Origin of the sequence: Halomonas sp. Bachu 37 (assembly GCF_039691755.1) — a bacterium.
Taxonomy (GTDB): Bacteria; Pseudomonadota; Gammaproteobacteria; order Pseudomonadales; family Halomonadaceae; genus Vreelandella; species Vreelandella kashgarensis.
Genome location: NZ_CP137552.1, coordinates 169,129 through 182,418, shown reverse-complemented (window position 1 = coordinate 182,418; position 13,290 = coordinate 169,129). Strand labels below are relative to the sequence as shown.

The 13,290-nt window shown below is 61.2% G+C and carries 2 protein-coding genes; both read left to right on the top strand.

Features of this window, described 5'->3' with window-relative positions:
• Positions 1–163 precede the first annotated feature (163 nt).
• On the top strand, positions 164–12,334 hold the full coding sequence (locus R5M92_RS00770) for a carbohydrate-binding protein (protein WP_346797114.1): 12,171 nt from the start codon (positions 164–166) through the stop codon (positions 12,332–12,334).
• Between the two features lie 233 nt (positions 12,335–12,567).
• Entirely contained in the window at positions 12,568–13,287 is a 720-nt protein-coding gene (locus tag R5M92_RS00765) for a (2Fe-2S)-binding protein (RefSeq protein WP_346797113.1), read from the top strand.
• The last annotated feature ends 3 nt before the right edge of the window (positions 13,288–13,290 follow it).

Below are 13,290 nucleotides of genomic sequence, written 5' to 3'. Positions count from 1 at the left end.
GGGTGGCTCTGTCAGACGGTGGCAGGAAGGTCAGATTATACCCCGCCGGTACCAATCAGGCAGCTGCGGTGGGATTTGTGCAGCGTTTCCTTAACAAAAGTAAAAAATATCTAATCCACCGGTTTGGCCATGCGATTAGAAATCACATCATTGGGGTGTCCAAATGTTTTCGATTTCCTGGATCAATGCAACCAGCCAAGAATTTCAGCGCGGCCTGAATAATTTACAGACGATTACGCTGGACGAAGTAAGCGACAGCGCCATACGCATCATTCCCAAGATCACCGGCCCCCTTGACCCTTTGCAGCAGACCGAGGAAATCGAACTGGTCATCGCCTACGGTAACGGTCAGACCCAGACGCTAGCCAAGTCCTCGCCCCCCTTCATATTCAATGACCTTCCCGATTTCGCCAGTGGAAGTGTCCAACTGCTCATCAATGCTCTCGATAGCAAAGGCAACGTCATTGAGGATGCAAGCGACACCGTGGATTTCGAGCTTACCGAAACCACCTCGCCCCCCTCTGAGTTCGAGCCTATCCGTATCCAGGCGGAAGACATCGAAAACGCCGATGGCGATGGCAACTTCGCCACTCTCGAGGGTGGGATTACCGCCGTCGAAGGCGACCCAAACGGTATCAATGCCGACGGCAACGCTTACGCCGACTTTGGCGCTCCAAGCGGTGAAACGCTGACTTTCAGTGTCGATATGCCCGAGGCTGGCGAGTATGAACTGGCACTGAGCTATGCCCTGAGTCGCGACAATGACGCGGGTGAACGTAACCGCCCTCTGCGTCTGGACGTCAACGACCAGCTTGTCGATCGCATGTTCGATCTGCGCAGCACCAGTGCCGAAGGTAACGATGATTCGAGCGACTTCACCACTTTCGCCGAGCGCACCGTCACCGTTTCGCTGCAGGCGGGGTCAAACACCATCAGCTTCACCTCGAATGGCGCCAGTGGCCCCAATGTGGACTACCTCGAGATTCGAAAGCCCGCCCCAGGCAGCCAGGTCATTCAGGGTGAAGATCTGATCTTGTCACCGGCAGCGGTTTTGACTCCCCAGGGCAACGACACCAACCGCCCGATCACCAGCGCCAATATCGTCGATCTCGACGATACCTTCCGGGTCGGCGCCGAGGAGTCCAGTTATCTGGATTGGGCATACGGCAATGCCGAGGCCTACGGCGAATTTACCTATCAGGCGCCAACCGCCGGCACCTATTCCATGACCGTCACTTACGCCTCTAGCAGCGACAGGCCATTGGACCTCTCACTGGTCGCAGGCGGTGAAACGACCGCCCTTGGCACCTTCGCGTTCTCGACCACGACATCGCCCGGTTACATGCCTGATGATCTTTCCGACCTGCCCAGTGAGGTGAAGGTGGGGACCAACCGCTCCGGGAATCCCGCAGCGTCGGAGTGGGAAGGATGGACCACGGAGACAATCGAATTCACGCTAGCCGCCGGCGAGAACCTGCTCAGGCTGGGCGGGCGTGCCAATGGACCCAATATCGATAAAATCGAAATGGCATTGGTGGCGGCAGAGCCCACGACGCCAACGGCTATTCAGCTGGACAACGACGGCGTGCTGGAGAACCAGGAAGGTGCCGCCATCGGCCACCTCACCGTGGAAGACAAAGATGGCGACTCCCATAGTTTCACCGTCAGCGATGAGCGCTTCGAGGTGGATGCCAACGGGCTATTGCGTCTGAAAAGCGAAACCAGCCTCGACTTCGAAACGGAAACGCAAGTCAGTGTCGAAGTCACCGCCACTGACCCGGCGGGTGCGAGTGTTACCGAGACATTCGTGATTGCCGTCGGAGACGTCGATGACGAAACAACTCCTCCCCCCGTTCCGGTCGACCCCATCCGCCTGCAGGCGGAAGACTTCGACGCGGCCACGGCATTCACCGTCGAGAACGTCTCGGCGGCGGACGGCGGCCAGAGCCTGCGCCTGCCGGCGAGCACCGAAGGCACCGCCAGCTATGCACTGGCCGACAAGGTGGCGGCCGGCACCTACCGCGTGACGGTGGCTTACTTTGATGAAAACGACGGCGAAAGCACCGCCCAGCTGAGCATCGCCAATGCCGAGGGCGAGAGCTTCAGCGGTAGCTGGACCTTCGATGACGACGCCGACAGCGGCAACGGCACCCAGGCGCAGAACCTGCGCACCATGACCTTCGAGAATGTCGTGGTCGGTGACAGTGCGACCCTGTCGCTCAGTGCCAACTCGACGGCACTGGAATATGCGCGTATCGATTACATCGAGTTCGAACCCATCGACGCGGACGATCCGGTCGAGCCGCAGCCCGCCACAGTTGTGGCCATTGCCAACACGTCGGACATGGTCGAAAGCGGCGATGACGGCGTGACCAACCTGAGCTTCGGCCTCTCCGCCTCGGATGATTTCAGCGGGGATATCACCCTCGAACTGACCATCGACGGCGTCGCCGAGACGCGCACGGTGAGCTTCACCGACGGTGTGGCCATCCTGACGGTTGCGGTACCCAACGACGACGAGGACAACGGCACCGAGACGGTCAGCGTGACCCTGACCGACGCGCAAGGTGATGACTTCGTCATCGATCCGGAAGCGGCGACCGCCACCGGTAGCGTAAGCGAAGACGACGAAGCACCAGTGGAGCCCGTCGAATCGATTCGCCTGCAGGCGGAGGACTTTGACAGCGCCAGCACTTTCACCGTCGAGAATATTACCGTTGCGGACGGCGGTCAGGGCATTCGCCTGCCCGGCAACAGCGAAGGCACGGCCGGCTACAACCTCGACGGCAAGGTAGCCGCCGGTACCTATACCGTGGTGGTCGGTTACTTCGACGAGAACGACGGCGAGAGCACCGCCCGGCTGAGCATCGGCAACGCCGAGGGCGAGAGCTTCAGTGGTAGCTGGACCTTCGACGATGACGCCGACAGCGGCAACGGCACCCAGGCGCAGAACCTGCGCACCATGACCTTCGAGGATGTCGTGGTCGGTGACAACGCGACCCTGTCGCTCAGTGCCAACTCGGAGGCTTTGGAATATGCGCGCTTCGACTATATCGAATTCGTGCCTACCAGCGGCGTTGAACCGGAGCCCGAGCCGGACCCCGTTGCCATCGTGCTTCAGGCGGAAGACGGCGAACTGACCATACTCGACAATGGCAGCAATGCCACCGTCACCACCGTCCGCGATGCGGACAATCCCGAGGCAGGTAATAGCTTCAGTGGCCTTCGTCCGGATTATTCGGGTACCGGTTACGTCGATTTCGGCGATACCGCCGGCGATGCGGTGACGTTCGATGTCACTGTCGCTGTGGCCGGCACCTACGATCTCAGTATCCGCTACGCCACCAACACCGATCGCCCCTTGGATCTGAGCGTCAATGGCAGCGTCACCCAGCTGCCATTTACCACTACCGACCCGGACGGCTCCGGCCCGGAAGCAGGCTTCGACCACTGGGCATTCGAGACCGTCACGGTCGAGCTTGCGGCCGGCAGTAATATGCTGTCATTGGCGATTCCCGAAGGCGCCAATACCGGCCCCAACATCGACCGCATCGAAATCACCGAGACGGATAGCGGGCCGATCGAAGAAGACACCTCCGCCGACGAGGATGGCAATCTGGCCCTGATGGCCGCTGATGCCACTCTCGACCCCGAGGAGGCCGCCACAGCGGGCTTCACCGTCACGGGTATCGACGACGATATCCAGACCGTCGAGGTCAGCTTCGATGGCGGCGCGACACGTACGCCCATCACGCCGGAGGCAAACGGAAACTTCACGGCGGATCTCAGTGCGTTCACTGGTGCGGTCACGGCCATCGTCTACGTCACCGATACCGCCGGCAACCAGGCGAACGCTTCCACCACTCTTAGCATCGACAAAATGCCTGTAGAAGAGCCGTTCCTGTTCGAGATCCAAGGCGAGGCGCTGGCCATCGATGACGACGAGCCGACCCCCGATACCGTGATTCGCGACGCCAGCAACCCGGAAACCAACGAAGCTGCCGGCCCCGGTGGGCTATGGGACGGCTACACCGGCAGTGGTTATCTCGATATGGGTAACGAAGCCGGTGATGCGGCCTTCTTTGACGTGGAAGTCGAGGAAGCCGGCACCTATACCCTGGCGGTGCGTTATGCCAACGGTGATGGCAGCGGCGCCGGCCGGCCGATGAATATCATCGTCGGCGGCGAGTCCCAGGGGGAAATGGCGTTCCCGATCACCGGCGTGGGCAACGAGGGCTGGCTGAGCTGGGGCAAGGCGACCATCGAGGTCGAACTCGAGGCAGGCAGCAACACGATTCGCCTGGAGAACGCCGGCAACGCCGGACCCAACATCGATAGCCTGAGTGTCAGCCGTGGCATTGTCGAAGAACCCGAAGAGCCGCCGTTCGTCGAGCCGGGCGAGCGTTTCTCGGTCAAGATCAACTTCGAGCCCGAGGGATTCGCCACGCCGGATGGCTATGTGGCGGATACCGGCCTGGCATTCGGCGACCGGTCGGTCGAGATTGGCGGCAAGAGCTACCAGTACGGCTGGGTCACCGAAGCTTCGATTGCCGATGGCACCGACAACGGCACCATCCCTCTGGCCATTGCCGACCTCACCAGCGTGGCGGTCAACGACCGCACCGACGACATCGCCGGACTCGACCCGCGCCAGGGCACCTATGCCCACTTTGACCAGCCCGCCGCCAATTACGTGCGCGCAGGCTGGGAAATGGAGCTGGACGACGGCTTCTACGAGGTGACCATCGCCATCGGCAACACCTCCGGCCCCTACGACAGCGTCAATGCCATCAATGCCGAGGGTGAGCTGTTCAACGATCCGTTTACCCCCTTCCGCCCGGACGACTTCCCGGAGGACAACAACCCCGGCGACGATACCGACGGCTTCCGTTCAGACCTGGTGACCCGGGTGGTGCATGTCACCGATGGCCGCTTGACACTCGACTCGATCGGGCTGGGTGACAATACCGAAATCCAGTACATCGAGATCCAGTCGCTGCCCGACCTGAGCCCTGATGACGATCGGAAAGCGCCTGAGGACTATGCGTTCTTCAATGACCCCAGGGCCATTGCCGGTGTCGGCGCCAGCGTGAGCCGGGTCGAACTCGACCCGGAAGATGGCAGCGTACCGGTGAATGTCGATCCCGGTTCGGACATCTTCGTGGGCATTTCCGTGGTCGACGGTCGTGGCGGCGCCCTGCTCGAAAGCCTTGATGATGGGTCCGTAAGGCTGTTCGAGACCGTCAGCGGCGAAGAAGTGAGCCTCAACGTCAACACCACCGGTGGCTTCGATTCCCTGACTATCTCGCCTAACAGCATGCTCAAGGAGCATACCAGCTATACCCTGGTGATCGACGGCTTCCAGGATCGTGGCGAAAACGACAATCCCGATGCACCGACCCGGATGTTCCAGAAATTCACCAACACCTTCGTTACCGGCGAAGCACAGGAAGTCGTGCCTCGGGAAGTGGCCTTCAGCCATACGGTCGAATTGAACGGTGCCGAGGACAACGCCTTCCAGTTCACCTCGCTGGAAATTTCGCCTGACGGCAGCAAGATGTACATCACGAACATGATGGGGCAAATCAAGCGTTACGATATCGACCCCCAGACCGGAGCGCTGTCCAACGAGCAGGTTCTGTCGCTGGACATCTTCCAGGGTGATTCGGCGGGAACGCGCGGCATCATTGGCCTGACGTTCGACCCCACCGACCCCAACGTCCTGTGGGTGACCGACAACTATCCGATCCCGCTTACCGGGCGTGACAATGGCGTACCGGACTTCAGCGGTCGCATCCTGAAGATTACCTTGGATGCGGGCGAGGAGTTCAGCGCAACGGCCGAGCCCTATATCACCGGCTTGCCGCGCTCCAACGGCGACCATGTCACCAACAGCCTCGAATTCCGGGCCAATCCGGCGTACGACGCCGCGACCAATCCGGACGTGCCGACGCATCTACTGTACCTGATCCAGGGGTCCAATACGGCGATGGGGGCACCGGACAGCGCCTGGGGTAACCGCCCCGAGCGTCTGCTCAATGCCGCCGTCATGGAAATCGATCCGACGCGTGACGCACCGGCAGGCGGCTTTGACGTCACGACCGAGCCCCTGCCCGAAGACGGCTTAAACCGCCGTTACACCGACGATGACGGCGTCGATTTCAAGGCCGATCCGATCGCCATGGGCAACGACCGCTTCCTGGTGTTCGCGCCCAACGGTACCGCGACGGTGGAGAATTCCAACGGCGATACGATCGAGAGTTACTACGACCCCTTCGCGGAAGACGCCGTGGTCAAGATTTTCGCCACCGGCATCCGCAATGCCTACGACCTGGTGTGGCACTCCGATGGCAAGCTCTACATACCGACCAACGGCTCGGCGGCCGGCGGCAACGTACCGGACGACCCCTCGACGCCGGAAAACGAGTACCAGAGCAACGTCGAAAAACAGGACGACTACCTGTTCACGGTCGAGAAAGGCGGTTATTACGGCCACCCCAACCCGCTGCGCGACGAGTTCATTCTCAATGGCGGCAACCCGACCTCGGGCAGCGATCCCCACCAGGTGAACAAGTACCCTGTCGGTCAGCAGCCCGACCCCAACTATGACATGGACGGCGTCTACTCCCTGGGTGAAAACCGCTCTCCCAACGGCGTGACCGAGTACACCAGTGGCGTATTCGGCGGCAACCTCCAGGGCAGCGTGCTATTCACCGAGTATTCCGGCGGCGACGACATTCGCTCCATTACCTTCGACGCCAACGGCAACATCACCGGCGACGAAGTACTGCGGGATGTCAACGGCAACGTCATCACCTATATCGACCCGCTGGACATCATCGAGAACCCGGCCACCGGCCAACTTTACCTGCTGACGCTGAACCGCAACAACGGCCAGAGCCAGATAGTGCGCCTGGATCCGGCACCCGGCGGCGAATTACCCGATCCGGTCGATCCTCAAGAGCCCAGCGACGGTCTGGCTTCGCTGCTGATTATCCAGGCCGAGGACAATACTCCCGACGACGGTACCAGCGTCTCGATTGCCCAAGTCAATGGCGCAGAGATCCAGATCCGTACCACCGATAACCCTGAAGCCAACCAGCCTACCGGCGTTCGGCCCGGAGCTTATGGCCTGGATGGCAACAACAATGACGATGATGGCGTACTGGGGGGGTATGCCGATTTCGGCAGCACCAACGCCGACTTCCTGACCTTCAATTTCGAGCTTTCGGGGGCCGATGCCGGCGAGTCGGTATTGCGGGTTCGCTACGCCAACGGTGCGACCTCCGACCGGCCGCTGGAGGTATTCGTCAATAACGTCAGCGTGGGCACCTTCGCTTTCAGTCCGCCAACGAGCGTTACCGGCGACGATGCCTGGAACGAGTGGCTGACGCTGGATATCCCTGCCGAGCTGGTATCAGGGCTCAACACGGTGCGCTTCCAGTCCGTCGCCAATACCGGTCCCAATATCGACCAGCTGGAGATTCTGCAGGAGCCGGCAGACGCCACACCGGGCTATATCGACTACGAGGCCGAAGACGCCCAGCTCGACGGCCCGGTGGTCATCAGCGCCGATCAAGATGACCACAACGCCTCCGGCGAGGGCTTCGTCGATTTCACCGGCAATAGTGACCAGAGCATCACCTGGACGGTCGAGGTGGCGGAAGCGGGCACCTACGAGGTCGGCTTCCGCTATGCCCTGGCGGCCACCAAGGCCGACCGACCGATGGCCGTTGCGATCAACGGCATCGCCTTTGGAATCCTTAACTTCCCCGGCCAAAGCAACGCCGCCGAAGATAACTGGTTCTTCCAGAGCACCTCGGTAACGCTGGGGGCAGGCAGCAATACCATTACCGTAACCGCACCGGATGCCAACGGCCCCAACATCGACTTGCTGCGCGTCTCGGATACCCCGCTCGATTCCTTCGAGCCCAGCTATGCCGATATCGACGGCAGTGGCCGCATCGAGCTGGAAAGCGGCGATAGCGCTCGGGCTGTCAACGAACGCACCGCCGACTTCTACTTCACGGTCAACGAAGACGGCGCCTATAAGCTCGACCTGGCGGCCAACAGCGGCTCTCCCAATGGCGGGCAGCTGACCCTGTTGCTCAACGGCCAGCAGATCGACAAGATGGCCTTCCCCGGGGTGGGCGATGCCGGTGAGCAGTCCGCTTATGTCGAACTGCAAGCGGGGGTGTCCTACAACCTGCGTGTCATTTCTACGGCGGACGGCGCCAACGAGATCGACTATCTGGATGTGTCTTCGGCCCCGGGCGACCCGGATGCGGATATCGCCATTCAGAGCAACGATGCGGCCTACTTCTCGGACCGCCTGCACTTCAGCTATCTGGAGAACAACAGCGCCTCCAGCCCGAACCGTGACTACAAGGAGGACGCCACGGTCACCATCAGCAATACCGGTACCAATGAGCTGACCTTCATCGACGTCGATCTCGACGGCCCGTTCATCCTTGCCGACCCGGGTATCTTCAACGGTCTGACCCTGGCGGCGGGCGAATCGATCGCAGTGGAAGTGCTGTTTGATCGACCAGCCTATATCCCGCCCACCAACGATGCCGGCGACGGTGTTTTCGAGGGCAAGCTGCGTCTGGTGACCAACGACGCCGATACGCCCGTGGCCGAAGTTCACCTGGCCGGTTTCTGGCAGGCCCGCGACGAAGGCGGCTGGGAACCCAACGTCAACGAGGTCTGGGAGGTATTCGGCTTCGGTAACGTGATCGACGGCTTGTCCACCCGGCGGGGCGGCGAGAACTCGGTACTCAACGACTTCGATCTCTATCGACCGATCAACGATGACGAGGTGATGTCTCGCTACTGGAAGATCGCCGAGGGTTTCGAGTCGGCCAAGATCACGCAGCTGGCGGCCTACCATGGCAGCGGCGGTGCCACACTGGGCATTCATAATCCCGGCAACAAGGGCCAGGATATTACCCTCTCCAACCATGCCAGCGACAACAACCAGTCGCTGCTGCCGATCAAGTCCAACGGCCAGTTCGCCACCGCGACATTTACCCGCGACCAGATCCCTGACGGCTGGATCGGTAACGATATCTTCGGCATTGAGGTCGCCAACCTCTCCACCGATCCTTCGCTCAACCCAACGGGCGGCGGCACGGTGCCGGAGGATGCCGCGGGTATCGAGCGCGGCTACACGGTGCGCATGTTCCAGGCGCTGGATGCCAGCGGCAACGTGATTCCCAATACCTACCTGGGCATCATGGATTACACCGGCATCAACTACGACTACAACGACAACATGTTTGTCATCGAAGGGATATCACCAGTCTCCGGCGGCGAGATATCGATCACCAACCTGGATGGGGTTCCGTCGAACGAGCGCCTGGTGATGAGTCGGATTGAAGACCCGGCCAGCGACAGTCAGGTGTTCCACGACGAATCCACCTTCACCATCACCAACGACGGCTTCGCTAATCTGGAGATAAGCAGCCTGGAGATCGCCGACCCGACGCTGTTCGAAATCGTGGGAGCGACAGAAAACCTCATCATCCCTCCGGGCGGCACCCTGAACGTGACGGTTCGCTTTATCGCCGAGGATTTCGACGATGCAACGCTGTACGAGACATCGTTGCTCATCAATTCCAATGACGCCAATCAAGGGCAGAAGGTCATCCAGCTGGCGGGCCTTGCCCAGGGAGAATCGGAAAAAGGCAGGGAGCCGTTGGTTCAGGAAATCATCGACGCCTTCGGTTTCTCGACCAATGTCGCCGAGAGTGAAATGAACAAGGGCGGCCTGGTGGAGGCCAACGGTGACGAGATCCTGTCGCCGTACTTCCAGCGTGCCGACGGTGGCTCCCCGATCAAGATCACCCAGCTGGCGGCGTATCACACCCAGGGCGATGTGGCGCGGCTGTACATTCATGATGTCGACAGTCGCGATATCGACGAGGTGATCGCCCATGACGAGCAGGACGGTCAGACGCTGCTGCCCCGGGCGCTCGATAGCGGCGACCAGCTGGCCATGGCTACCCTCGATCGTGACGACCCCTTCGGCTTCTTTGCCGACATCACCGGGCGCCAGGGCTATATTTCCTGGTCCGACCCCGACGCCAACCTCTATGAGGATACCGTTGACGAGATCGGCAGCCCCGGAACCAACCTCAACTGGGATGAGAACGACGGCCACCTGATTCGCGTCTACGTAGCCAAGGATGGCGCCGGTAATGTCATTCCCCACACCTATGTCGTGATCCAGGACTACGCGGGGGTGAATTACGACTACAACGACAACATCTTCCTGGTCGAGAACGTTAAGCCCTACGACCCCACCGGGGTAGAAGATGCCGACGGCAACGGCCGCGTCGATCTCTATGATGACGACGACGGTGACGGCGTGCCCAACTTCTTGGACGGCGACATGCCCGACGTGCCGGATGAGCCGGTTGTGCAGACGCCCTACAACGCCGATGAAACCCCCTGGTTGGTGGACGATGACGGCCTGACACTCGTGGCCGCCCACTACGACGCCGGCGGCCCGGGGGTGGCCTACGTCGACAGCAGCGAGAACCAGGAAGGCAGCAACTACCGCGGCGAAGGCGTGGATATCGTCGGCAACGGCACCGCCATCGGCTGGGTGGTAAACGGCGAGTGGGTCGAGTACACCATCAATGTCGCTCAGGCGGGCAGTTACGAGCTGTCGTTCCTGTCGTCAATGGGCTCCACTAACGGTTCCTCTCGCTCGATTACCGCGTCGTTCGCCCAGGGCGACAGCGTCTACGAGACCGCCGCGGCGGTAGCGGTCGACTACAGCGGTAGCTGGACCAACTTCGAACAGACCGAAAGCGTCCAGGTAGATCTCCAGGCCGGCGAGCAGGTGGTGCGCCTGACCTTCAACGGCGGCTCCCAGGATCTGGCCTCTTTCACCCTGTCCCCCGTGGCGCCCAGCAACACGGCACCGGTGGTGGGCAGTGGGCTTGTGGACCTTGAAGCGACCCAAGATGAGTCCTTCAGCTACACGATCCCCACGGATGCCTTCAGCGATGCCGATGGTGACAGCCTGAGCTACACCGCCAGCGGCTTGCCCGCGGGGCTTGCGATTTCGGCAGCGGGCGTCATCTCGGGCACACCGACCGCAGCGGGCAGCTTCGATATCCTGGTCACCGCCTCGGACGGCAGCGCCAGTGTCGAAAGCGGCTTCACCCTGAACGTGGGCGAAGCGCCGGACGACGATGACGGCCAGACACCGTTCAACGCCAGCAAAACACCCTGGCTGGTAGGCGATGACGGCTTGACGCTCGAAGCGGCCCACTACGATGCCGGTGGCCCCGGGGTGGCATACAATGACGGCAGCGAAAGCCAGAAGGGCAGCAACTACCGCGGCGAAGGGGTGGATATCGTCGGCGATGGCGACGCCATCGGCTGGATCGAAGACGGTGAATGGGTGGAGTACACCATCAATGTCGAGCAGGCCGGTACCTACGGGCTTTCGTTCGTGACCTCGACGCCGCATAACGGGCGCAGCATCACCGCGTCGGTCGAGCAAAACGGGACCTTCTACGAGCAATCCTCACCGCTGCCGGTACCCAACTCCGGCGCCTGGGGCAACTATGTGCAGACGCAGGCGCTGGCGCTCGACCTGCAGGCAGGCGAACAGGTCGTTCGGCTGACCTTCAATGGTGGCTCGATGGATCTTCAGTCGCTCTCGCTGGCACGCGAGGAGGTGGTGGAAAATCCTCAGCAACCCTTCACCGAGAACGGCGCGCCCTGGCTGATCGACGACGCAGGGCTGCTGATCGACGCCGTCGACTACGACCAGGGCGGTGCGGGAATCGCCTACAGCGATGGCAGCGAAGTGCAGCTGGGTAATCCCGACGTGCGCGGCGAAGGCGTGGATATTCTCGGTGACGGTGAGGCAATCGGCTGGATCGAGGATGGCGAATGGGTGGAGTACACCGTCGATGTCGCCGAGGCGGGGGCGCACACCTTCTCCTTTATTGCCTCGACGCCTCACAATGGTCGCAGCATCACCGTGGCGGCCGAGCAGGACGGCGTCTTCTACGAGGAGTCCGCGCCGGTCAGCATTACCAATAGCGGTGCCTGGGGCAACTACGTGCAAAGCAGCGAGGTGACTCTCGACTTGCAGGAAGGTGAGCAGGTGGTGCGCCTGACCTTCAATGGCGGGTCGATGGACCTGCAATCGTTGATGATCCAGCCGCAGCAGAATGCCTTCCAATCCTTCACCAGCTTCTCCCAACCGTCTCTCGACATAGCGCCTGAGGAAAACTCAGTGGCGGTCGGCTACGCCCTGGGAGCCATGGGAGTTCAGGAGAGCGTCTTCACCGAGCAGCTTGTGTAAACAACACGCCAGGCAAGAGCACGACAAGCAAGCCACAAAGCCCGCCCTCAGCGGGCTTTGTGTTATCCACGGTGGCCGGGCCGGAAAACGTCTCTTACATTGATAACTACAATTACGCTGATAACGACAATTACGCTGATAACGACAATCCCAGTCAGGCTGACTGGATAGTCCATTCATACCGTAACTACGCTGCCCGCTCTTGGTAGACAGCGAAGCGATGAGGTTGACCCATGGCAGACAAGGACAGCAAGTTTCCCGACCAAGCCGGTCGGAACGGCGAACGCGCCAGCGGCGTGGGAACGTATAATCCCGCAACGGCGTCGGGGCATTCGCCCTCCCGGCGTCACTTTCTCAAGTCGGTAGGCGCCACCAGCCTGGCAGCTACCACCGCACCGGCCCTGGCAAGGGTCGACTACGCCAATCATGCCCAGCAAGCACCTGCGGATCGGCCCAGTGATGCCGAAGCGGGGCCGGTCGAAGGCAGGCAACGCATCACGCTTACCGTCAATGGCCAGCAGCGCACCCTCGATGTCGCACCCAACATGGCGTTGCTCGATGTGCTGCGTCATCAGTTAGAACTGACCGGCACCAAGAAGGGCTGCGATCTCGGCCAGTGCGGCGCCTGCACCGTGCATGTCAACGGCGTGGCGATCAACTCCTGCCTGAGCCTGGCGATCATGCACGACGGCGACGAGATCACCACCGTCGAAGGGTTGGAGAAGAATGGTCAGTTGCACCCCATCCAGCAGGCATTTCTCGAGCATGACGCCTACCAATGCGGCTACTGCACGCCGGGGCAGATGATGTCCGCCGTGGCGATACTCAACGACGCCAGCGTTGGCAGTGATGACGCCTCGGTACGCGAGGCGATGAGCGGCAATATCTGCCGCTGCGGGGCCTACAACAATATTCTCGGCGCAATCCAGACGGCACGGAAGCAGATGGGATAAAGG

Bases quoted from the DNA above. Each gene is read 5' to 3' on its own strand.
- R5M92_RS00770 (WP_346797114.1), top strand. From the start codon at position 164: ATGTTTTCGATTTCCTGGATCAATGCAACCAGCCAAGAATTTCAGCGC.
- R5M92_RS00765 (WP_346797113.1), top strand. From the start codon at position 12,568: ATGGCAGACAAGGACAGCAAGTTTCCCGACCAAGCCGGTCGGAACGGC.